Below are 23,096 nucleotides of genomic sequence, written 5' to 3'. Positions count from 1 at the left end.
CTGCGGGGTTCAGATGACGCCGGCCTGCTGCAGGTCGGCGATGCGTTCGTCGCTCAGGCCCCAGTCGCGCAGCACCGCTTCGCTCTGCGGCGCGCCCGGTGCCGGCGTCGGCGTGGCCGCGGGGGTGCGGCTGAAACGCGGCGCCGGTGCCGGCTGGAGCACGCCATCGAGTTCGAGGTAGGTGCCGCGTTCGCGGTTGTGCGGATGCCCGGCGGCTTCGGCCCAATCCAGCACCGGGGCGAAGCACGCGTCGCTGCCTTCGAGCAGGTCGCACCACTGGGCCCGGCTGCGTTGCTGGAACAGCGCGGCGAGCTTGGCCTTGAGCTGCGGCCACTGGGACGGGTCCATCTGGCGCTGGAACTGCGGGTCGTCGATACCGCAGCGTGTGAGCAGCTCGGCATAGAACTGCGGCTCGATGGCGCCCAGGGCGATGAAACGGCCGTCGGCGCATTCATAGGTGTCGTAGAAGTGCGCGCCGCCATCGAGCAGGTTGGCGCCGCGCTCGTCGCCCAGGCGGCCGGCGGCGCGGAAGCCGTACATCATCGCCGAGAGCAATGCGGTGCCGTCGGTCATGGCCGCATCCACGACTTGCCCCGTGCCGGAACGCTGCGCTTCCAGCAGCGCGCAGAGCACGCCGAAGCCCAGCAGCATGCCGCCGCCGCCGAAGTCGCCGATGTAGTTGTGCGGCACCACCGGCTTCTCCCCCGGCCGGCCGATGGCGTGCAGCGCGCCGGCCAGGGCGATGTAGTTGATATCGTGGCCGGCCGCCTGGGCCAGCGGGCCGCTCTGGCCCCAGCCGGTCATGCGGCCGTACACCAGCTTCGCGTTGCGCTGCAGGCAATGCTCCGGGCCCACGCCCAGGCGCTCCATCACACCGGGGCGGAAGCCTTCGATCAGCGCATCGGCGCCCTCCACCAGCTGCAACAGGGTTTCCACCCCTTCGCTCTGGAGCAGGTCCAGGGCGACGGCGCGACGCCCGCGAGCGAGCACATCGAAGCGCGCCCGCTCGCCCAATGCCTGGCCGGGGCGCTGCACGCGGATCACCTCGGCGCCCATGTCGGCCAGCAGCATGGCGCAGAACGGCGCCGGCCCCAGCCCGACCATCTCGATAACCTTCAATCCCGTCAGTGGGCCCGCCATCGCATCGCTCCTGTCTGGCTGTGCAAGCGCCGGTATCTCCGGCGGCTCCCCAGCCTAGCGACGGGGCGGCGGGCAACAATGGATCGAACGGACGAAACGCCGGCTAGTCCCTTCGGGGCTCTGGCGTGCCTCAAACAATCGAGTAGTTCGAATGGACGACTGCGGTCCGCGCGCCGGCCGTGGCAAGATGCCGCGACACAGAACAACAAATGAGCCGGCGGCGCGCCCAGCGCAGCCACACGACCGGCCAGCGGAGTCACCATGCCTGCCCAGTTTTCCGCCACCCCTGCCCTCTCTGCCGGCGCAGCCGCCACGCCGCCGCGCATCCTGTCGAGCAAGTTCGCCACGCCGTCGGCCTCTGCCAGCCACCTGCCGCGACAGCACCTGCTGGAGCAGATGGAACAGTCCAGCGCGCGGCTGATCCTGATCCGCGCCGCCGCCGGCTTCGGCAAGACCATCCTCCTGCAGCAGTACCGCGACCGCTGCCTGGCGAACGACCGGCAGGTGCTCTGGCTCAACCTGGACGCCGCGGACAACGACCTGCAGCGCTTCGTGGCGCACCTCGCCAACGGCCTGCGCCAACTCGACGCCGCGCCGCCAGCGGAGCCGTTGGGCCTGGCGCAGCAGATGCAGGGCCTGCTGGAGGAGCTCTCGGAGCGCGCACAGCCCTTTGCCCTGCTGCTGGATGAGTTCGAGGCGATCCACAACCCGGCGGTGCTCAATTTCGTCCAGCAACTGATCGACACCCTGCCCCCCTGCGGCGTGCTGGTGCTGGCCTCGCGCTCGACCCCGGACATCGGCCTGGGCCGCATCCGCGCCCGTGGCCAGTTGCTCGAGTTCAACCCCGGCGCGCTGCGTTTCTCCCTCGAAGAAGCGACCCGCTTCATCCGCGACAAGCGCGAACTGCCGCTGCGCGACGCCGAGATCGCCACGCTGTACCGCTGCACCGAGGGCTGGATCACCGCCATTTACCTCGCCAGCCTGTCGCTGCAGGGGCGCAACGATCACGCGGCCTTCGTTTCCAGCTTCTCCGGCAGCAACCTGGAGCTGGCCGAGTACCTCACCGAGGACATCCTCGCCCGGCAGAGCGAGGCCTGCCGGCAGTTCCTCCTGCGCACCAGCGTGCTCGACCAGCTCAGCGTGCCGCTGTGCAACGCCGTCACCGGCGGGCAGGACGGCCAGGACATGCTCGCCTACCTGGAACGCGCCAACCTGTTCCTCTTCCCGCTGGACAGCGAGCACCAGTGGTTCCGCTACCACAGCCTGTTCGCCAGCTACCTGCGCGACGCGTTGCAGCGCGACTACCCCGGCCAGGCCGCGCAACTGCACCAGTTGGCGGCACAGTGGTACCTGGGCGAGCAGCGCCCGGTGCCGGCCATCGACCACCTGCTGCAGGCCGGCGCCCGCGACGAGGCCGCCCGGCACCTGAGCCGCCACGTCGGCGAGTTCATGGACGTCGGCCGCTCGCGCCTGCTGCTGCGCTGGCTGGACCAGATTCCGCCGTCGATCCTGCAGCGCTACCCCAACCTCTGCCTGGGCTATTCCTGGACCCTGGCGCTGCACCGCCGCTACAACGACGCCCTGGCCAGTATCGCGCTGGTCGGCTGCGCCGGCGACGGCGAGCAGCCAGCGGCGCTGGAGGCGGAGACCATCCGCTGCCTGCTGTTCGCCCTCACCGACCAGGTGGAAACCTGCTGCGAGGCAGGCCTGGCGCATATCCAGCGGATCCCCGACGAGGAACAGTTCCAGTACGGCGTGATCGCCAACTGCCTGGGCTACAGCCTGGTCTCCACGGGCCGTTATGAGGAGGCGCGGCGGCTGCTGTCGCGGGCCATCCTGCGCTGCTCGCAGAGCCGTACCCAGTCGATGGGCAGCGTGGCCAGTTGCCTGGAAGGCGTGCTGGACATGATCCAGGGACGCCTGGGCAATGCCCTGGCGCGCCTGCAGGCGGCCTTCCCGGCGCAAGCCTCGGGCAGCGCGGAGAAGATTCTTGCCGGACGACCGTCGCTGGAGATCACCCTGTCCATCGCGCTCTACGAAACCGACGCGCTGGACGAGGTGGAGCAACTGCTGGGCGAAGTGCTGCCCCATGCCAAGGAGAGCAGCCCGCCGGACTCGCTGATTTCCTCCCACGTGCTGCTGGCCCGCGTGGCGCTGCTCAAGGGTGATCGCGACGCCTGGCTGCGCCTGCTGGCGGACCTGGAGCAGATCGGCCAGCAGGCCGGGTCCGCGCGAGTCATCTGCTCCGCCTGGCTGGAGCGCGCCCGCGCCGCCACCCTGGAGAATCGCCTGGAGTCGGCGCGGCAGGCGCTGCGCTACGCCGAGCTGCATGCCGACTGGGAGCGACCGGGTATCCTGCTGCATGGCAACGACGTCGATACGCCGAGCATCGCCCGCTTCCGCCTGCACATCGCCCAGGGCGACTGCCAGGACACCGAACGCGACCTGCGGCAAGCCATGGCCGAGGCCAATGCCCGCCAGCACCACCGTCGCGAACTCAAGCTGCGCCTGCTGCATGCCCTGGCGCTGAACGCCCTGGAGCGCAGCGAGGAAGCCTTCGAGGCGCTCAGCGAGGCGCTGCGCTTCGCCAGCCATGAAGGCTTCATGCGCACCTTCCTCGACGAAGGCCCGCGCCTGGGCAGTCTGCTGCAACGCTGGGCCGTGCTGCATCAGGCACAGTCGCGGGCGCTGGGCATCGAGCCGCGGTTCCTCACCACCTTGCTGCAGCGTTTCGTCGGCCACGGCGAAGCGCCCACCCCCGGCCAGGCACCCGGCGCCGTGGGCGAGGGCCTGACCACGCGCGAGATCCAGGTGATCCGCCTGCTGGCGGCCGGGCACCGGAACAAGGTGATCGCCGAGAAGATGTTCCTCTCCGAGTTCACGGTGAAGTCGCACCTGCGCAACATCAACGCCAAGCTCGGCGCCCAGGGCCGCACCGAAGCAGTGGCGATCGCGCGGGCGCGGGGGTTGTTGGATTGAAGTAAACCCTGCGCTGGCTCCGCGCCCCGCTCGAATAGCATAGGGCGCATAACGCGCCCGCGTTACCGCCGCGGGGCCATTGGCGGATAACCGGTTCCGGGTTATGCGCCCTGCGGTTGCCGTGCCATGGCAGGGACTCGCGGACAAGGTCCGCTCCTACGGGAGCGGTGCCCTCGTAGGAGCGGATCTCACCCGCGAAATCCATCGCGGAAGAATCCGTAGGTCAAGGGAAAAACCGCGGCAGGACGCCTGCTGTAGGAGCGAGCTTGCTCGCGAACCCATGGCAGTTCGTAGGGCGCATAACGCGCCAGCGTTATCCGCCACGAGGCCATCGGCGGATAACCCGTTCCGGGTTATGCGCCCTACGGTCCTGCGCTGCTGCCCAGGCTTCTTCGGCCGGATTATCCCTCACCCTGACCCTCTCCCCCAGGGAGAGGGGACCGTTCGGCACAGGGTGAAACCGTGGCATCAGCCGGCACGATCTGCTCCCTCTCCCTGAGGGAGAGGGCTGGGGTGAGGGGGAAGCGCAGGCGCGGGGTTCCAGAAGCGCACAGATGCTCCTACACCTGGACCTGCATCTACACCTGGACCGTCAGTCGCCAGCGCTGGCCAGCAGCCGCCGGGCGCGCCCCAGCACCGGGGCATCGACCATCTGCCCGTCCACCTGGAAAGCCGCCGCGCCGCTTTCCGCGGCAGCCACCACCCGCCGCGCCCAGTCCAGTTCGTCGGCGCTGGGGGCCAGCGCCGCGTGGGCCACGCTCACCTGCCTGGGATGGATGCACAACGCGCCGAGCATGCCGAGGTCGCGGCCATGGCGGATGGTCGCGGCGAAGCCTTCGGCATCGTCGAACGCCGGGAATACCGTGTCCAGCGGCGGTTGCAGGTCGTTTACCCGCGAGTGCAGCAGCAGGCTCAGGCGTACCTGGTCATAGACCACCGCGGCCGCCGGGGTGCCACTGGCCATGCCAATGTCCAGCGCCAGGTCGAGGCCGCCGAAGGTCAGGCGCTCCACGCCCTCGCACGCGGCGATTTCGCCGAGCGCGAGCAGGCCGCGGGCACTCTCGATCAGCGGCCACACCGGCTTGCCGCAGGACGCGGCGATGCGCACCTGCATGGCGCGCTCGGCCTTGGGCAACAGGATGCCGATGACGCCGGGCAACCGCCCGCACAGTTCCAGGTCGGCGGCCTGCTCGGGATCGCCAGCGGCGTTCACCCGCACCCGCACGCGGGCCTCGGGGTTGGCTTCGAGAAAGGCCGCCAGGTTGTCGCGGGCCTGGGCCTTGAGCGATGCCTCGACGGCGTCCTCGAAGTCGACGACCACCGCGTCGGCGCCGCTGGCCAGCGCCTTGGCGAAACGCTCCGGACGGCTGCCGGGCACGAACAACGCAGTTCGTACGATGGGCTGCGCCGGGCTTTGCTGAATCATGGGGTTCTCCTGGGTCATACCGCGCCCTGCTCGTGCAGGCGCTGGATATCCCCGGCGGTATACCCGAGTTCCGCCAGGACGTCATCGGTTTGTTCGCCCAGCGCCGGCACGGCGTCCATGCGTGGCGCATAGGCGTTGCTGCTCGCCGGCGGTAACAGCGCCGGCAGGCGGCCGGCGGGGCTGTCGATTTCGCGCCAGCGGTCGCGGGCGGCCAGCTGCGGGTGCTGCCAGAGGCCGCGCATGTCGTTGACGTGGGCATTGGCGATCTGCGCCTGTTCCAGGCGGTCGACCACCTGCTCGGCATCCAGGCTGGCGAACGCCTCGACGATCAGCGTGCGCAACGCATCGCGGTTGGCCACGCGCAGGCTGGTGGCCGTGAAGCGAGGGTCCGCCGCCAGCTCCGGGCGCCGCAGCACGACCTCGCAGAACAGCTTCCACTCGCGCTCGTTCTGCACGCCGAGCATGACGCTGCCGCCATCGCCGGTGGGGAACGGCCCGTAGGGATAGATGGTGGCGTGGGCGGCGCCGGCGCGCGGCGGCTGTGACTGGCCATCGAAGGCGTAATACAGGGGGAAGCCCATCCACTCGGCCATGCCTTCGAGCATCGACACCTCGACGCGGCTGCCCTCCCCCGTGCGCCCGCGCAGCAGCAGCGCGGAAAGGATGCCGCTGTAGGCATACATGCCAGCGGAAATGTCGGCGATGGAGCAGCCGGCCTTGGCCATCTCGTCGGCGCCCGGCCCGCCGGTCACCGAGAGGAAGCCGCTCTCGCTCTGGATCAGAAGGTCGTAGGCCTTTTTCTGCTCGTAGGGACCGCCTTCGCCATAGCCGGAAATATCGCAGACGATCAGCCGCGGAAAACGCTCGTACAGCGCCCCGAACGACAGCCCCAGGCGCGCGGCGGCGCCCGGCGCGAGGTTCTGCACCAGCACGTCGGCGGTTTCCAGCAATTGTTCCAGCACGGTCTGGGCCGCGGCCTGCTTGAGGTCCAGGGACAGGCTCTCCTTGGAGCGGTTGGTCCAGACGAAGTGCGAGGCGAGCCCGCGCACACGCTCGTCATAGCCACGGGCGAAGTCGCCGACGCCGGGGCGTTCGATCTTGATCACGCGGGCGCCGAGGTCGGCCAGCTGGCGGGTGCAGAACGGCGCTGCGATGGCGTGTTCCAGGCTGATGACGGTGATGCCGTCGAGGGGACGCGAACTCATGGGCAACTCCAGACGCCGGCCGGCGGCCGACGCGCATAGTCAGAAATACCGGGCGGCCATCCCGCCGCCCGCTGCGGGCTCAACGGAAGTCGCCGAGGTCCGGCAGCGCATGCAGCCGCCAGGCGGCCTGAACCAGGCGCTGTGCCTCGGCCTCGCTGCGCTGGCCGGCAAAGGCCAGCAGGCGGCGGAACTTGTCCTCCAGCTCGGCGCGGCTCAGGCCGTTGCCCGGATCGCCCTTGGGCTCGTCGATGGCGCCGTGCAGCTGGCGGCCATCGGTGGTGAGCACATCGACGCGGCCGAGCCAGCGACGCGGGTAGGCGCCGTCCACGTCCGCATCGAGCTGCATGCTGACCTTCTCGCGGAAGGCCTCGACCTCGGGATCGCTCAGGGAGAACTCCTCGAACTCCACCAGCCCGGCCTTGCCGTGCACGGCGATCAGCCCCAGCACGGTGCCCATGGAGAACTTCGCCTGGTGCACCGTCTGCGGCACCACCACGCGGCCGAGCACATCGATGGCGCCCTGGTGCACGCGGGCGGTTAGCTGGGCGATGTCGCCGTGCTTGAGCCCCTCGCGCTGCATCAGGCCCAGCAGCGCGTCGGCGGCGGGATGGGTATGGCGGCAGGAGGCGTGGAACTTGTAGGAGGTCTCGCAGAGCGCCCAGCGCGTGCCCAGGCCGTCCACCAGCCGGCTCGGGTCGGCGTCGCTGGACATGCCGGCGGCCATGCCCTGCTCGCCTTCGAGGATGTTCTGCGCGCCGCTCAGGCCGTCGGCCGTCAGGTAGGCGGCGAGCAGGCCGTCGGCGGCGGCCTTGGCGGTGTGCAGCTGCTTGGAGTCGGCGGCGTCACGGAGGAACTCCCAGAGCCCGGCGGCCTGGGTGCCGGCGCTGCCCAGGCAATGGACGAACTGCCGGCTGTCCAGGCCCAGCAGCTTGCCCACGGCCACGGCGGCGGCCAGGGTGCCGACCGTGGCGGTGGTGTGGAAGATGCGGTAGTGCGAGCGGCCGAGGAACTCGCCGATGCGGATGCCCGCCTCGTAGCCGGCGACGCTGGCGAGGATCAGTTCGCGGCCGGACTTGCCCAGTTCCTGCGCCGCCGCCAGGGCCGCCGGGAAGACCACAGTGGCCGGGTGCAGCACGGAGCTGTTGTGCAGGTCGTCCTGCTCCACCAGGTGCGAGCTGGCCGCGTTGACCAGCGCGGCGAAGTAGGCGGACGTGGAGCTGCCGTCCACCAGCACGCGGCTGTTGCCGCTGGCCGGGCCCATGCGCCGGGCGTAGCGCTGGAACAGCGGGATCGGGTGGCGGTCCTGGCTGGCCAGGGCCGAGCCGAGCCAGTCGAGGAACAGCTCCTCGGTGTAGGCGACCACGGACGCGGGCAGGTCTTCGTAACGCAGGCCGGCGAGGAACTCGGCCAGGGCGTGGGTATTGTTCATGGTTGTTCTCGTCCCGGCTTAGAAGGAGCGCGGCAGTTCGAGCAGGTGCTCGGCCACGTACGACAGGATCAGGTTGGTGGAGATCGGCGCCACCTGGTACAGGCGGGTCTCGCGGAACTTGCGCTCGACGTCGTATTCGTTGGCGAAGCCGAACCCGCCGTGTGTCTGCAGACAGGCGTTGGCCGCTTCCCAACTGGCCTTGGCGGCGAGGTACTTGGCCATGTTGGCGGCGGCCCCGGCGTTCCTGCCGCTGTCGTACTCCTGGCAGGCGCGCCAGCGCATCAGGTCGGCGGCCTCGATCTCGATATGCGCCTCGGCGATGGGGAACTGCACACCCTGGTTCTGCCCGATCGGGCGGCCGAACACCACGCGGTCGCGGGCGTACTGTGCGGACTTCTCGGTGAACCAGCGACCATCGCCGATGCACTCGGCAGCGATCAGCGTGCGCTCGGCGTTGAGGCCGTCGAGGATGTACTTGAAGCCCTTGCCTTCCTCGCCGATCAGGCTGCTGGCCGGCAGCTCCAGGTTGTCGAAGAACAGCTCGTTGGTCTCGTGGTTGACCATGTTGGCGATCGGCTGCACGGTCAGGCCGTTGCCGATGGCCTCGCGCAGGTCGACCAGGAAGATCGACATGCCTTCGGACTTCTTCTTCACCTCGGCCAGCGGCGTGGTGCGGGCCAGCAGGATCATCAGGTCGGAATGCTGGATGCGCGAGATCCACACCTTCTGCCCGTTGATCACGTACTTGTCGCCCTGGCGCACGGCGGTGGTCTTGATCTTGGTGGTATCGGTGCCGGTGGTCGGCTCGGTGACGCCCATGGACTGCAGGCGCAGTTCGCCGCTGGCCAGTTTCGGCAGGTAGTAGGCCTTCTGCTCGGCGCTGCCGTTACGCAGCAGGGTGAACATGTTGTACATCTGCCCGTGGATGGTCCCGGAGTTGCCGCCGCAACGGTTCACCTCCTCGAGGATCACCGACGCCTCGGCCAGGCCCAGGCCCGAGCCGCCGTATTCTTCCGGGATCATCGCGCTGAGCCAGCCGGCCTCGGTCATGGCACGCACGAACGCCTCGGGGAAGCCCTTCTCTTCGTCGATCCTGCGCCAGTACTCGGCGGGGAACTCCGCGCACAGGGCGCGCACGCCGTCACGGATGGCCTGGAGTTCTTCGGGGGTGGACGTCATCGAAACACCTCATGTCGTTCTTGTTGGAGGCACCGGAAACGGTGCGGTCAGTCGAATTCCACGTCGCCACGCTGGGCGATGCCGGCGCCGTTGCCGGCCCAGACTTCGGCCTTGCCGGGGCCACTCAGGCGGCCGCCGGCTTCGAACGGCTCGGGGCTGATCAGCGGGCGCAGGCCGCGGTAGGCATAGCGGCGCAGGCGCGCGTCGGGGTTGGCGCGGCAGAACGCGCGCAGGTTCAGGGTGGCGATCAGCGGGCCGTGCACCACCAGGCCGGGGTAGCCCTCGGTGTCGGTGACGTAGGGCCAGTCGTAATGGATGCGGTGGCCGTTGAAGGTCAGCGCGGAGTAGCGGAACAGCAGGATCGGCGACGGCACCACGGCCTCGCTCCAGTCCGCGGCGGGCAGTGCGTCGCCGCTGGAGAGCTTGGGCGGGCTGGGCTCGCGGTAGACGATGTCCTGCTCTTCGCTGAACGCCAGGCGACCGTCCTGCTGGAAGTCGTGGCGCAGGGTGACGAACAGCAGCGAGCCGGTGCGGCCGTGCTTTTCCTCGACATTCAGGATGGTGGTGGTGCGTTTCGCCACGCCGCCGACGCGCAGCGGTGCGTGGAATTCCAGGCGGCCGCCGGCCCACATGCGGTTGCGCCCCTCGGCCGGGGGCAGGAAGCCACCGCGCGCGGGATGCCCGTCGGCGCCCAGGCCCGGCTCGGTCACTTCATCCTGGAAGAACATCCAGTGCCACAGCGGCGGCAGCGCCTCGCCGGCGGCGGGCGCGTCTTCGGCCAGGGTCACGGCCAGGCGGCGGACCAGCAACGTACTCAGTTCTTCCTCGCGCTCCTGGGAGCGGCCGATCCAGTCGGCGTAGGGCGAATCGCTCATGTCGGACCTCTTGGCGTCATCGATGGACGGAGCATGCAACAGGGCTTGCGTTCGTCGAATCCACATTTTCATAATCCAGCGTTAAGCACTGCCGAACGCTGCCTCCACTCTTCAGCCTGTCGGGGCTGCCTGCCGTTTACCGGAGACCCCATGCATTTCGATCTCGCCGACCTGCGACTCTTCGCGCACATCGCCGAAGCCCCCAGCCTGACCCAGGGCGCGCGCCGCGCTCACCTCTCGGCCGCCGCCGCCAGCGCGCGGATCAAGGCGCTGGAAGGCCAGCTCGACTGTCGCCTTCTGTACCGCGACAACCGTGGCGTCGAGCTGACCCCGGCCGGCCAGCGCCTGCTGCAGCACGCGCGGCTGATCCTGCGTCAGGTGGACCACCTGAAGAGCGACTTCAGCGGCCAGGCCGGCGACCAGGTCGGGCACATCCGCATCTTTGCCAACACCACGGCGGTGACCGAATTCCTCCCCGAGCTGCTGGCGGACTTCCTCGCCGGGCGGCCCGGCGTCAGCATCGACCTGCAGGAGCGGCTGAACCGCGACATCGTCCGCGCCATCCTCGACGGCTCGGCGGACCTGGGGATCGTCGCCGGCCCGGTGCGCGCCGAAGGGCTGCAGATCGTTCACTTCAGCACCGACCGCCTGGTGCTCGCCGTGGCGCCGGAGCACCCGCTGTGCGCCCTGCCCCGCCTGACCCTGGCCGATACGCTGGACTACCCGCACATCGCCCTGCATGAGGGCAGCACCCTGCAGAGCTTCCTGCGCGAACAGGTGGAGCGCGTCGGCGGCGACCTCAACCTGCGCATTCAGGTGGCCAGCTTCGAAGCCATCTGCCGGATGGTGGAGGCCGGGGTCGGCATCGGCGTGATCCCCGAAACCGCCGCCGTGCGCCACAGCCGCACCATGAACCTGCGCATTCTGGCGCTGGACGAGCCCTGGGTGGTCCGCGAACGCAGCGTGCTGCTGCGCGAGCGCGAAGCCCTGCCGGCCTGCGCCCGCGCGCTGGTGGACCTGCTGCGCGGCGCGCCGCGAGCCGGCTCATCCGAGCAGCCCCAGTGACTTGGCGCGGACGATGGCCTGGGTGCGGCGGCGCACGCCCAGCTTGACGTTGATCTTCTTGGCGTGGGTTTTCACGGTGTTGAGCGAGATGAACAGGCTATTGCCGATTTCCTGGTTCGACAGGCCCTCGGCGAGCAGGCGCAGCACGGCCACTTCCCGCGCGGTAAGGCCATGGGCGGAGTCTTCGCCTTCGCCGCTGACGGTGGGCAGCAGGCTGGGCAGGCGCTCCGGGGCGATCTCGACCTGCAGGCTGCGCCAGGCGTGCTCGGCCTCGCTCGCCAGCGCCTGATAGCCCAGGGCCTGGCACTCTTCGCGCAGCTGCTGCAGGCGTGCCCGCGCCGCCTCGATCCGCCCGCAACCCGCCTCGGCCAGCGCCAGCAGATAGCGCACGCGCTGTGGCAGTGACGGGGTATGCAGTGGCGCGACGCGCTCGGTGCGCTGTACCAGTTCGGCTTCCAGCACCGTCGCTTCGTGGTGCAGGCGCGACCACTGCCCCTGGCGCGCCAGCAGGCGCAGCTTGAGGCTTTCCAGCGGCAGCCGATAGCAGTCTGGCTGCACCTTCCACAGGTGCATTCGGCGCTCGGCCTCCTCGCTGAAACGCTGGGCGGATGCCGCGTCAGCGCTGCGCGAGGCCGCTTCGCCAAGACCCAGCAGGCCATGGAGGATGTAGGGGTCGGCGCAGGACCGCGCCAGGCGCACGCCGCTCTCCAGCACCGCCGCGGCCGCTTCGGCATCGCCCTGCAGGAGCAGCAGTTCGCCATCGAGGAAGGCCAGGCGCCCTCGCAGCAACTCATGCCCTTCGCCGCTGGCCGGCAATCGCTCGTGGCAGGCGTCCAGCACCTGGCGGGCCTGTTCGCGTTCGCCGGCCAACAGGCACAGCCGTATACGGTCACAGTCGATCAGCACTTCGCTGGCCAGGCAGCCCTGCCGCCGCGCCAGCTCCAGCGCGGCCTGGAGGGTGCGCCGGGCCTGGGGCAGCGCGCCGGTGGCCATGTCCAGACGTGCCAGGGTGGTCAGGCACAGCAGGGTCGAGCGCCAGTCGCGGGGTTCGAGGTCGCCGAGCGCCGCGTTGCAGTAGTCGCGGGCCTGTTCCAGGCGGCCGTGCATGCCGTCCAGCGCGCCACGCAGGGCCAGCCAGTTGGCCAGCAGGCGGCGATTGCGCGGAGCCTGGGGCTGCGGCAGGAAATTGCCCAGGCGTTCGATGCAGCGATGCGCGTCGTCCAGGCGCCAGCTGAACAGCAACGCCCGGGCGCTCAGGCTGATCAGCCGTGGCGTGCTCTCCAGCAACGTCGCCGGCAGGCGCTCGCGCCACTCCAGCAGCAGCCCGAGATGACGGCCGCTGAACAGCCAGTCCATGTCCAGACGGTCCATGTAGCCGGCGGCGACCTCCGGCTGGCCGGCCTCCAGCGCCATCTCGATGGCCTCGTCCAGCCAGCCGGCCTGGGCCAGCACGCCACAGGCGCGCAGGCGCAGGCGGGTCAGCGCCGGGCCTTGCAGGTGACATTGCAGCGCCTTGGCCACCAGCGGCGGCAGGCGGAAGCAACTGGCCTCGGCGTCCATGGCGAGGAAGAAGCCCTGGCCCTGTTGCAGGCGCTCGAAGAGCTCGCCGCCCTGCTCTTCCCACAGGCTCGCGCAGATGTCGCGGTTGAAGCGTGGCAGGTACGCCAGGCCGCAGAGCATCTGGCCCGTCTCGGCATCGAGGCGTCCGAGCAGTTCCTGCGACAGGTAGGTGCGCAGCCAGGCCGCCACTTCCCCCGGCGCATGCACGCCATCGCGCGCGCTGAGGACCAGCCGCACACCGGCGCACCAGCCCTGGGTGGCGCTCCACAGGCGCTGCCGGCAGTCGCTGTCGTACCCCTGCGCCAACGCCAGCTGGTCGCATTCCTCGCGGCTGAACGCCAGGTGCGTCGGGCCCAGCTCGCACAGGCGCTGGTCGAGCAGCAGGCGTGAAAGGTTCCAGGCCGGCCGCTGGCGGCAGCTGAGCAGCAGGTGCAGCGACGCATCCGCGAGCCCGAGCTGGCATTGCAGCCACGCGTCCAGTTCCGCATCGGCGACCTGTGGGTAGTCATCCAGCACCAGCCACAGCGGCTGACGGCGCGATTGCAAGGCGCGTTGCACGCTGGCCGGATCGCCTTCGAGCAGCCCGAGCTGGCGGGCGATCTGCGTACAGCAGGCGCCCAGCGTCAGGGCCTGGCCGGCGAAATCCAGCCAGACGCGGGCGCAACTCGAGGGCAGGCGCTCCAGCACCGCGCGGGCCAGCGCACTCTTGCCATAGCCGGCCGGCGCGCAGAGCAGATTCAGGCGCCGGGGGGACTCCAGCAGCGCTTGCAACAGAGGCTCGCGGGGCAGTTGCAGGGCGACCGGCGCACCGGTGGCAAGGGCGGGGAAACTGGACATGGCGACACCCGTTATCGTTGTAGTTCGTACTGCATCGGGTGTCAGAAGATCATTCGCGGGCGCGGCGGGACAATCGGTCGTTCGGACTAGCCGCAGGACTAGCCCGAACCCGGCATCGCCCCCGCAGGCGCGACGCCGGGCCGATCAGAGGACGACTCAGCGGATGCCGGCGTTGCGCAGGGCCGCGGGGGTGAAGTCATTCATGGCCGCGCTGACGCCGAACTGGGCGCCCTTGCGGGCCTCGTTGACCAGGCCCATGGCGATGTAGCGCCCGGCGATCAGGTCGTTCAGCGACTGCACGGCGTACACCGAGATGCCCTGTTCGTAGTCGTTCACCTGGAAGCCTTCGCCCACGCGCCAGAGCTGGCCGCGACCGTCGTACTGGTCGGTGGCGAGGATCGCCCAGGTGTCCTCGTCGACGTACATCCGGCGGCTGCCGTAGATGTGCCGCTCACCCGGCTTCAGCGTGGCTTCCACCACCCACACGCGGTGCAGCTCGTAGCGGGCGTAGTCCGGGTTGATGTGCCCGGCCTTGAGGATGTCGTCATACTTCAGCTTCGTGGACCACAGGCGGTAGTTGTTGTACGGGACGTACATCTCCTTCTTGCCCACCAGCTTCCACTGGTAGCGGTCCGGCGCGCCGTTGTACATGTCCAGGTCATCGGCGGTGCGCAGGCCGTCGGCGGCGGTGCCCGGGCCGTCGTAGGCCACCTGCGGGGCGCGGCGCACGCGGCGCTGGCCGGCGTTGTAGATCCACGCCAGGCGCGGCTCCTTGACCTGGTCGATGGTCTCGTGGACCAGCAGCACGTTACCCGCCAGGCGCGAGGGCGCGGTCACCTGCTGCTTGTAGTAGAACAGCACGTTCTCGCTCTGCTTGCTGTCGGCGCCGCCGGTGAGCGTCTGCGGGTAGGCGATGTCCTCGACCATGCTCACGGTGTTGTACGAGCCGTTGGTCTGCGGCGTGGCCTGCACCGTCTCGCGGTGCTGGTTGCTGCCGCGGTAGCGGGTCATGTGGTTCCAGATCACCTGCACGCCGTTCTGGGGAATCGGGAAGGCGTAATAGTGCGAACTGAAGTTGGCCAGGCCGTTGCCGTCGTTGGCTTCCTGGGTGGTTACCGCGCTCTGCTTCACCGCGTCGTACACCGCCTGCGGGCTGGCGGCCGTGCGGCGGGTGGCGAACACCGGCATCTTGTAGGTGTCCGGGTAGCGCTTGAACATCGCCAGCTGGCCGGCGGTGAGCTTGTCCTTGTACTGCTCGGCGTTGGCCGCGGTGATGACGAACAGCGGTTTGTCGGCCGGGAACGGATCGGCGAGGAAGCCGTTCTCCACCTTCGCCGCGCCGGGCTTGAGGCCGCCGGTCCAGGCCGGGATGCTGCCGTCGGCATTGCCTTCCTTCTGCGCGCCCATGGGCGTCAGCGTGGTGCCGAGTTTTTCCGCTTCCTGGGCGGAGACCGCCGCCTGCACCGAACAGGCCAGCAGGCCGAAGCCGAGGATGGCGCCCTTGATCATGGTCTTTGCTTGCATGTGCTCACCTGCTCAGAAGTTCACGCCGACGCTGACCGACATGTAGTCGCGGTCGGTCAAGGTGTTGTAATCGCCGCCGAAGTAGTTGGTGTAACTCAGGCTCATGGTGTAGGTGTTCTGGTAGTCGGCATCCACGCCCAGGCTGATGGCCTTGGCGCCTTCCTCGAAGCTTGGGCCGGTGCCGTTGATGTCCTGCGACCAGGCCATGTTCGGCTTGAAGTTGATGCCGGCGATGACGTTCGGGTAGTCGAGGATGCCGCGCACGCGGTAGCCCCACGAACTGGTGGTGTAGAAGCCCTTGTTGTTGCACTCCTGCTGGGGGTTGCTGGCGGTCTTGGTGCCAGGGGCTGTGCCCACGCACACCGACTGGTCGACCAGCTCCCCGGCGCCGAAGGTCGGGCTGCGGCCGAAGCGCAGGTCGCCCACCGAGCTGCCGATGCCGCTGATGTGGTCGTAGCCCACTTCGCCCACCAGGGTCAGGCGCTCGGAGCCCAGCACCTGGTCGAAGAACTGCGTGGCGCTGACCTGCACCTGGGTAAAGGGCAGGCGCTTGTAGCCTTCGATCGCCGCGCCCGGCGCGTTCACCGCCTGGCCGTCGACGAACACCGGCGACACGGCGGTGGTCACGCCGTTGACTTGGCCAACCTGGTTGACTGCGGCGAGGTTCAGGTCGGCGGTGTTGATCTGCATCGGCATGTTCGGCCGGTAGCTGACCTCGCCGTTGAGTGCCACGCCGCCCAGGTTGGTCTGGAAGCTCAGGCCGTACAGGCGGATGTCTTCGGGGTAGTCGACGAAGTAGCTCGCGCCGCGCACGCGGCTGGCGGTGGTCAGCGCGTTGGAGGCGCCGGCGTAGGTGGTGCGGGTAAAGCTCAGGAACGGGTTGCGGCTGTGATAGTTCATCACGTAGGCGCCGAACTCGGTGTCGTTGAAGTCCGGCAGGAACCAGCGCATGGCCAGGCCGAACTGCCCCGAATCGCCCGGCTCGTGGTCGTCGGTGCGGGGGATGTAGGCGTTGGCGCGATTGCCCGCCACGTCCAGGATGCTGCCGGCGTTGGCGCGCGGATCGTTGGGCGCGAAATCGGGGCCGGCAATCACCAGGCGGTCGTTGCAGCCCTTGGCCACCGCGTCCACGGCGAAGAAGGTGCCGCAGTTCTCGGTGACCGTCTTGTCCCACTTGATCTGGTAGAAGGCTTCGGCGGTGACGTTCTCGGAAAGCCCCTGGGAGAAGTACAGCAGCTGGATCGGCACCAGTGCTTCCTTCACCTCGGCGCCGGGGCGGCGCAGGGCCGAGACATCCACCGGGTTGATGGAGTTGATCGAGTTGGGGATGAAGGTGCTCTCGCCCCAGCTCACTACCTGCTTGCCGAAGCGCACGTTGCCCGGCAGGTCGCCCAGCTGGTAGTTGTGGTAGACGAAGGCGTCGAGGAACTCGCCGCCCGAGGCCTTGGCCGACTGGTCGCGACCATGGTCGTCGATGTTGTAGTAGCGCAGGTCCTCGTCCTTGAGCTGGAAGTCGTACCAGTACTTGCCACGCAGGAAGGCGCCGGAGTCGCCGTATTTCAGCTCCAGGTCATGGGTGCCCTTGAAGATCTTCGAGAACACATCGCCCTTGCTGAAGTTCAGGCGGCCGTCGTCGGCGGTGCGCGAGGCGGCCTTGCCCTTGGCGCCGACCACGTTGTAGTTGGAGATGAACTTGGGGTCGGGGTTGCTCAGCGCCCAGCTCATCCCCAGGGACGCCGAGGAATCCAGCTGCCCCTCGATTTCCCCGATGGTGAAGTTCACGGCGTGTGCGCAGGGCGCGCTCGCCAGGGCGATGGCCAGCGCCAGCGCCTGCGGTCGAAAGTGTCCGCGCATTGTTATTGTTGGCATGCGGTACTCCAGGTGGTCCAGGTGTTGGAGTGCGCATGCTGGCAGTGCCCGACGCCCGCCAAAACCGCCCGATCAGGTGATTTTCGCCCTCACCCGTGCAGGTGATTGCCGCCTCTTTTCGCGGCGCGCGCCTCGGCATGCGGGCGCTCGATGGGGCAGGTTCGACCACAGGGCGATACCGCTGGTAACGCCCTCTTTCGCCGCCCGCCCCTGCCTTGGCCGCGAATCACCCTGACAGGTGATTGGCAGTGCGCCGGCGCGCCACTCAAATGCAGCCACGTCACGCATCCCTCGAAAACAAGAACGCCCAGGAGCCCCCGTGAAAAACGTAACGCTGCTTCACCACTGCCTGGCCGGCGTACTGGCCGCCAGCCTCAGCCCATCCCTGCTCGCTGCCGCGCCCGTGCAGCCGGCCAGCGCCATTACCGCGGCGAAGAATGCCGAAGTGCTGAAGAAACTGCCGTTCAGCGATCGCGACGACTACGAGTCGGTCAGCCGCGGACTGATCGCGCCCTTCCACGGCCAGATCAGGAACGCCGCCGGCAACGTGGTGTGGGATACCCAGCAATACGACTTCCTCGACGCCGACAAGGCACCGGACACGGTCAACCCCAGCCTCTGGCGCCTCGCCCAGCTCAACAGTCACGCCGGCCTGTTCCAGGTGTCCGAGCGCATCTATCAGTTGCGCGGCATGGATGTGTCGAACATGACCATCGTCGAGGGGGATGACGGCCTGTTCATCATCGACCCGCTGACCGTCGAGGAGACCGCCAAAGCGGCGCTGGAACTGTACTACCAGCATCGCCCGCACAAGCCGGTGGTGGCGGTCGCCTACAGCCACAGCCACGCCGATCATTTCGGGGGCGTGCGCGGCGTGGTCGACGAGGCCGACGTGAAGAGCGGCAAGGTGAAGATCTATGCACCATCGGGCTTCATGGAGCACGCCATCAGCGAGAACATCTTCGCCGGCACCGCCATGGCGCGCCGTTCGCAGTTCCAGTTCGGCACCCTGCTGCCGCGCGGCACGCAAGGGCAGCTGGACGGCGGCATGGGCAAGGTGGCGCCCTCCGGCGGCACCCTGACGCTGATCGAGCCGACCGACCTGATCCGCCAGCAGTTCGAGTCCCATGACATTGCCGGCATCACGGTCGAATTCCAGCTGACGCCCGGCACCGAAGCACCGGCCGAGATGAACTTCTACTTCCCGCAACTGCGTGCGCTGTGCATGTCCGAGAACAGCACGCAGATGATGCACAACCTGCTCACCCCGCGCGGAGCCCTGGTGCGCGATGCCAAGGCCTGGGCCGAATACATCGATGACAGCCTGGTGCGCTATGGCGACAAGACCGACGTGATGTTCGTCTCGCACAACTGGCCGACCTGGGGCGCGCAGCGTATCCAGACCTTCCTCGCCGACCAGCGCGACATGTACGCCTTCCTCGACGCCCGCGCCCTGCACCTGATGAACCAGGGCCTGACGCCGGCCGAGATCGCCCAGAAGATGGACCGCCTGCCCGGCAACCTGGAGAACAAGTGGTACACCCGCAGCTACTACGGCTCGCTCAGCCATAACTCGCGCGCCGTGTACCAGCGCTACCTGGGCTACTACGACGGCAACCCGGCCAACCTCAACCCGCTGCCGCCGGTGGAGCTGGGGCAGCACTATGTCGAGGCGGTCGGCGGCGCCGACGCAGTGATCAAGCTGATGAAGACCGCCATCGACAAGGGCGACTATCGCTGGGCCGCGACCCTGGGCAACAACCTGGTCTTTGCCCAGCCGGACAACCAGCAGGCCAAGGCGCTGCAGGCCGACGCCCTGGAACAGCTGGGTTACCAGTCCGAAAACGCGCTGTGGCGCAACATGTACCTGACCGCCGCCATGGAACTGCGCAATGGCGTGCCCGCCGCCGGCACGGGTTCGGTGCGCACCGATCTGGTCAAGGCCATGTCACCGAGCATGTTCTTCGACTTCCTCGCCGTCCGCCTGGACAGCGAGAAGGCCGAGGGCCACGACATGGTGATGAACTGGGTGTTCGATGATCTGCAGGAGCGCTACGCGCTGACCCTGCGCAATGGCGTGCTGACACACCGCAACCAGCAACTGGCGCCCAAGCCCGACCTGACGGTGAAACTCAGCAAGGCCACCCTCGACCGCATCAGCCTGCGCCAGCTGGATTTCCCCACCGCGATCAAGCAGGGCGACATCAGGCTCGACGGCGCAGCCGGCAAGCTCGGCCAGTTCCTCGGCATGATCGACAGCTTCGCCCCGCAGTTCAACGTCGTCACGCCCTGACACGGCGCAGCGTCCGACCGCCGCCCGGCGGTCGGAGCTATGGCGCCGCGAGCAACTCCACCGCCATATCACGGAATTGCCCCACGACGCGGCTCTCGTTGTCGGGGTTATAGACCAGCGCGAGTGCCACCGTGCGTTCCTGGTGTGGCGTCTCCAGTTCCAGGAAGCACACCGGCGCCGACGAGTTGCGCGCATGCAGCGCCGGCACCAGCGCCACGCCCAGGCCGCATGCCACCAGGCTGATGGCCGCCTGCACCTGGGTGGTGGAATGCACCAGTTGCGGCACGAAGCCCGCCGCCTGGCACAGCTGCAGCAGCACGTAGTGCAGGCCTTCGGTATGCGGGTAGTCGATCAGCGGCTGATCGGCGACTTCCGCCAGGTGCACGCGGCTGCGTCCGCTCATCGCCAGCGGACTGCCCTGCGGAACGACCAGCATCATCGATTCCCATACCAGCGGGATCAGCTTCAGCGCGGTTGGCTGCGGCAGCGGAAAACGCACCAGGCCGACATCGGCGCCGCCATTCTCCACCAGTTCCAGCACGCCGCTGGAGGGCAGCTCGCGCAGTTCCAGGGTGATGCCCGGATAGCGCCGGCGAAACTCAGGGATCAGCCGCGGAATCAAGGAGAGTGTCGCCGAGCCCACAGAGCCCAGCGTCAGTTGCCCACGCGCCCCCGCCCCCGCCTCCAGCGCGTAGCGCCGCGCCTGCTGCAGGTGCAGCAGCGCCTTGCGCAACTCGGGCAGGACTGCCGCGCCGGCTTCGGTCAGGGTGACCTGCCGCGTGGTGCGCTCGAACAGCGGCAGGCCGATCTCCTCCTCCAGCTTGCGGATCGACACCGACAACGGCGGCTGGGACATGTGCAGGCGCTCGGCCGCCTCGCGGAAGTTCAAGGTCTCGGCCAGGGCGAGGAACTGGTGAATCTGGCGCAGCTCCATACTGATACTCCGTATGTATCAATCACTCTCCAAATAATATTGGATGGCTACCCGCTCTGCCCATAGCCTGACCCCACTCCACGACAACAAACCCAACAGGAGAGTGGTGCATGGCGCATACCGAAATCGCCCTCGGGCAAGGCTACTACTGGCAGCAGATCGAGGCGGGGCAACGCTTCCGCACGTTTCGCCGCACCGTCACCGAGGCCGACCTGATCGGCTTCGTCGGCGTCACCGGGCAGACCGAAGTGATCTTCATCGACAGCACCTTCAATGGCGCCATCCAGGGTCGACCGGTGCCGGCTGCGCTGAGCTACAGCCTGATCGAAGGCATCCTCATGCAGACCATGCTGCAAGGCACCGGCCTGGCCCTGCTGGAGCTGCACAAGAGCGTGAAAGGCCCGGTGGTCGTGGGCGACACCCTCGAAGCCGTGGTGGAGATCGAGGAAGTCCGTCCGACGTCCAGGCACAACCGCGCCGTGGTGACCTCCCGCGTCTTCGTGCTCAACCAGCGCGAGGAAACGGTAATGGAGTACAAGGTCAAGCGCCTGCTCGCCGGCCGCCCCGAACGGGGTGAAGGCTGATGCTCGACGCCCTCGATTTCCGCGCGCTGCCGCCGCAGCATGAGGCCTTGCGCACGGAGTTGCGCAGCTTCCTCGGTGAGCGCCTGCGGGACTATCCGACCGATCTGCGGGCGCGCAGCTGGCAAGGCTTCGACGCTGACTTCAGCCGCGCCCTGTCCCAACGCGGCTGGGTCGGGCTGACGCTGCCACGTGAATATGGCGGCGCGGGTCTCGACCCGCTGGCGCGTTTCGTGGTGGTGGAGGAACTGTTGTGTGCGGGCGCGCCGGTCGCTGCACACTGGATCGCCGACCGCCAGAGCGGCCCGCTGCTGCTGCGCTTTGGCAGCGAACAGCAGAAACGCCTGCATCTGCCGGCAATCTGCAGGGGGGAACAGTTCTTCTGTATCGGCATGAGCGAGCCGAACGCCGGCTCGGACCTGGCCAGCGTGCGCACGCGCGCCGAAGCCAATAGTGCCGGTTGGCTGCTCAATGGGCAGAAGATCTGGACCACCTACGCCCAGCACAGCCACTACATGATCGCGCTGGTGCGCACCTCCGGCAGCGCCCAGGACCGCCATCGCGGGTTGTCGCAGGTGCTCGTCGACCTGTCGCTGCCGGGCGTGAGCATCCGGCCGATCCGCGACCTCACCGGCGCCGAGCACTTCTGCGAAGTGTTCTTCGACAACGTGCAGTTGCCGGCCGAGGCGCTGGTCGGCGAGGAAGGCGATGGCTGGAAACAGGTGACCGCCGAGCTGGCCTTCGAGCGCAGCGGGCCGGAGCGCATCTACTCCAGCATCGCCCTGCTCGACGCCTGGCTGGACTGGCTGCGCAATCAGCCTCAGGCCGGGCAGGAGCGTCTTCTGGGCCAGCTGCTGGGCGAGCTGATGGTGCTGCGTGCACTGTCAGTCAGCCTCGCCGCGAAACTGGCGGAAGGCCACAGCCCGGTGGTGGAAGCGGCGCTGGTAAAGGACCTGGGCACCAGCTTCGAGCAATCCATTCCGCGCCTGCTGGGCGACCTGCTCGGTGCCGTGGATGGCCATGCCGTCCCGCACGTGCTGCAACGCACCCTGGCCTACCTGGAGCGCATGGCCCCGGTGTTCTCCCTGCGCGGCGGCACCCGTGAAATCCTCCGCGGCGTGATCGCCCGCGGCCTCGGCTTGCGATAGGAGCCCCCATGAGCCTCGACAACCTCATTCTCGACGCCTTCGGCCAATGGCTAGAAGGCGAAGTCAGCGCCGAGCGCGTGCGCCGCATCGACCTGGGCGAACCCGCCGACGGGCTGTGGCGCTCGCTGGCCGAACACGGTTTCGCCGACCTGCTGCTACCCGAGGAGCTCGGCGGCGCAGCGGCCAGCCCGGAAACCGCCTGCCACCTGCTATTCGCCGCCGGCGGCGCGGCCCTGCCGCTTCCGCTCGCCAGTACCTGGTGGGCACGCCTGGCACTGGCCGAAGCTGGCTTCGCGCTGCCCGAAGGCCCCATCGCCCTGGCCAGCGGTGAGCGCAACGGACAGGGCCTGCGCTGCCAGACAGTGGCCTTCGCTGCCCAGTCAGGCTGGGTGCTGGCGACCCTGCCGGAAGACGTCTGGTTGCTGCCGCTCGACAGCGCGCAACACCAGGCGGACGGTGTGCATGCCAGTGCCACCGAAGAGCTCTTCTGGCCAGAAATCCCCAGCGGCGCCTTGCGTCTGTCGACGGATCGAGACTGGCATGCCCTGGGCGCGACCTGCACCGCAGCGCTGATCGCCGGCGCCGCCGAACGGGTACTGCAACTGACCCTGGACTTCGCCACGACTCGCCAGCAGTTCGGCAAGCCAGTCGGCGGTTTTCAGGCCGTCCAGCAGCAGATCAGCGTGCTTGCCGAGGAAGTCTTCGCCGCGCGCATGGCGGCGCAACTGGCGCTGCGCGGGCCAACCTGGCCGCAAGGTGTTCCGGCGGCGGTGGCCAAGGCTCGCTGCAGCAGCGCGGCGGTGCGCATCTGCACAATTGCCCACGCGGTGTTCGGCGCCATCGGCGTTACCGAGGAATGCGACCTGCAGCTCTATACCCGGCGCCTGTACGCCTGGCGCTCGGACTTCGGCAGCGAGGCGTACTGGCAGCTGATGATCGGCCGCGCGGCCTTGCGCGAGAGCGGCGACAGCCTGGCCTTCCTGCGCCGCCACCTGCCCGCCGTCTGAAGCGTGCCGCCCGCCGGCGGCACCTTCACCACCGTCTCTCACAAA

16 protein-coding genes are annotated in these 23,096 nt (G+C 68.6%); 6 read left to right on the top strand and 10 right to left on the bottom strand.

The genetic code is table 11. The features are described 5' to 3' along the window. Window positions 1–9: 9 nt before the first annotated feature. Entirely contained in the window at window positions 10–1,140 is a 1,131-nt protein-coding gene (locus ACNFIA_RS27425; protein WP_416790141.1) for a CaiB/BaiF CoA transferase family protein, read from the bottom strand. 261 nt (window positions 1,141–1,401) lie between these two features. On the opposite strand from ACNFIA_RS27425, the gene ACNFIA_RS27420 reads away from it, so the two are divergent. Beyond that, on the top strand, window positions 1,402–4,119 hold the full coding sequence (locus tag ACNFIA_RS27420; RefSeq protein ID WP_416790140.1) for a LuxR C-terminal-related transcriptional regulator: 2,718 nt from the start codon (window positions 1,402–1,404) through the stop codon (window positions 4,117–4,119). Between the two features lie 592 nt (window positions 4,120–4,711). Here the strand turns inward: ACNFIA_RS27420 and ACNFIA_RS27415 are convergent. The 5 genes from ACNFIA_RS27415 to ACNFIA_RS27395 all read right to left on the bottom strand — a co-directional run bounded on the left by ACNFIA_RS27415 (window position 4,712) and on the right by ACNFIA_RS27395 (window position 10,233). Continuing rightward, window positions 4,712–5,545: an HpcH/HpaI aldolase/citrate lyase family protein gene (locus tag ACNFIA_RS27415; protein WP_416790139.1), complete on the bottom strand. Its 834-nt coding sequence runs from the start codon at window positions 5,543–5,545 to the stop codon at window positions 4,712–4,714. A 14-nt stretch (window positions 5,546–5,559) separates the two neighbouring features. Next, window positions 5,560–6,750, bottom strand: coding sequence for a CaiB/BaiF CoA transferase family protein (locus ACNFIA_RS27410; RefSeq protein ID WP_416790138.1), 1,191 nt, complete (start codon window positions 6,748–6,750; stop codon window positions 5,560–5,562). 79 nt (window positions 6,751–6,829) lie between these two features. Continuing rightward, a complete protein-coding gene (locus ACNFIA_RS27405; RefSeq protein WP_416790137.1) occupies window positions 6,830–8,179 on the bottom strand; it encodes an MmgE/PrpD family protein in 1,350 nt (449 codons plus the stop codon). 18 nt (window positions 8,180–8,197) lie between these two features. Further along, window positions 8,198–9,358 carry an acyl-CoA dehydrogenase family protein gene (locus ACNFIA_RS27400; protein ID WP_416790136.1) on the bottom strand — a complete coding sequence of 387 codons (1,161 nt, stop codon included), beginning with the start codon at window positions 9,356–9,358 and terminating at the stop codon, window positions 8,198–8,200. A gap of 47 nt (window positions 9,359–9,405) precedes the next feature. Continuing rightward, window positions 9,406–10,233 carry an FAS1-like dehydratase domain-containing protein gene (locus ACNFIA_RS27395; protein WP_416790135.1) on the bottom strand — a complete coding sequence of 276 codons (828 nt, stop codon included), beginning with the start codon at window positions 10,231–10,233 and terminating at the stop codon, window positions 9,406–9,408. A 150-nt stretch (window positions 10,234–10,383) separates the two neighbouring features. Here ACNFIA_RS27395 and ACNFIA_RS27390 point away from each other — a divergent pair, with 150 nt between their 5' ends. Continuing rightward, the gene (locus ACNFIA_RS27390) at window positions 10,384–11,298 is read left to right on the top strand and encodes a LysR substrate-binding domain-containing protein (RefSeq protein WP_416790134.1); all 915 of its coding nucleotides are present in this window, start codon (window positions 10,384–10,386) and stop codon (window positions 11,296–11,298) included. Here the strand turns inward: ACNFIA_RS27390 and ACNFIA_RS27385 are convergent. The 3 genes from ACNFIA_RS27385 to ACNFIA_RS27375 all read right to left on the bottom strand — a co-directional run bounded on the left by ACNFIA_RS27385 (window position 11,278) and on the right by ACNFIA_RS27375 (window position 17,088). Continuing rightward, entirely contained in the window at window positions 11,278–13,695 is a 2,418-nt protein-coding gene (locus ACNFIA_RS27385; protein WP_416790132.1) for a LuxR C-terminal-related transcriptional regulator, read from the bottom strand. The genes ACNFIA_RS27390 and ACNFIA_RS27385 overlap by 21 nt on opposite strands. Window positions 13,696–13,851: 156 nt before the next feature. Further along, a complete protein-coding gene (locus tag ACNFIA_RS27380) occupies window positions 13,852–15,219 on the bottom strand; it encodes a DUF1329 domain-containing protein (protein ID WP_416790131.1) in 1,368 nt (455 codons plus the stop codon). 12 nt (window positions 15,220–15,231) lie between these two features. Next, entirely contained in the window at window positions 15,232–17,088 is a 1,857-nt protein-coding gene (locus ACNFIA_RS27375) for a DUF1302 domain-containing protein (RefSeq protein ID WP_416790129.1), read from the bottom strand. Window positions 17,089–17,407: 319 nt separating this feature from the next. On the opposite strand from ACNFIA_RS27375, the gene ACNFIA_RS27370 reads away from it, so the two are divergent. Then, on the top strand, window positions 17,408–19,381 hold the full coding sequence (locus tag ACNFIA_RS27370; protein WP_416790127.1) for an alkyl/aryl-sulfatase: 1,974 nt from the start codon (window positions 17,408–17,410) through the stop codon (window positions 19,379–19,381). A gap of 37 nt (window positions 19,382–19,418) precedes the next feature. On the opposite strand, the gene ACNFIA_RS27365 is transcribed toward ACNFIA_RS27370, so the two are convergent. Next, window positions 19,419–20,315 carry a LysR family transcriptional regulator gene (locus ACNFIA_RS27365; protein WP_416790126.1) on the bottom strand — a complete coding sequence of 299 codons (897 nt, stop codon included), beginning with the start codon at window positions 20,313–20,315 and terminating at the stop codon, window positions 19,419–19,421. A 110-nt stretch (window positions 20,316–20,425) separates the two neighbouring features. Between ACNFIA_RS27365 and ACNFIA_RS27360 the strand changes: the two genes are divergently transcribed. From ACNFIA_RS27360 to ACNFIA_RS27350, 3 genes are read left to right on the top strand one after another with little or no spacing between them, the layout of a single operon-like run. Continuing rightward, window positions 20,426–20,899: a MaoC family dehydratase gene (locus tag ACNFIA_RS27360; protein WP_416790124.1), complete on the top strand. Its 474-nt coding sequence runs from the start codon at window positions 20,426–20,428 to the stop codon at window positions 20,897–20,899. Further along, entirely contained in the window at window positions 20,896–22,044 is a 1,149-nt protein-coding gene (locus tag ACNFIA_RS27355) for an acyl-CoA dehydrogenase family protein (protein WP_416790175.1), read from the top strand. The genes ACNFIA_RS27360 and ACNFIA_RS27355 overlap by 4 nt, the downstream gene beginning before the upstream one ends. Window positions 22,045–22,052: 8 nt before the next feature. Further along, window positions 22,053–23,051, top strand: coding sequence for an acyl-CoA dehydrogenase family protein (locus tag ACNFIA_RS27350; protein ID WP_416790122.1), 999 nt, complete (start codon window positions 22,053–22,055; stop codon window positions 23,049–23,051). Window positions 23,052–23,096: the final 45 nt, after the last annotated feature.

Source organism: Pseudomonas sp. NY15437 (assembly GCF_048068435.1).
Classification (GTDB): Bacteria; Pseudomonadota; Gammaproteobacteria; order Pseudomonadales; family Pseudomonadaceae; genus Pseudomonas; species Pseudomonas nitroreducens_B.
This window is presented reverse-complemented; position numbering and strand designations above follow the sequence as displayed.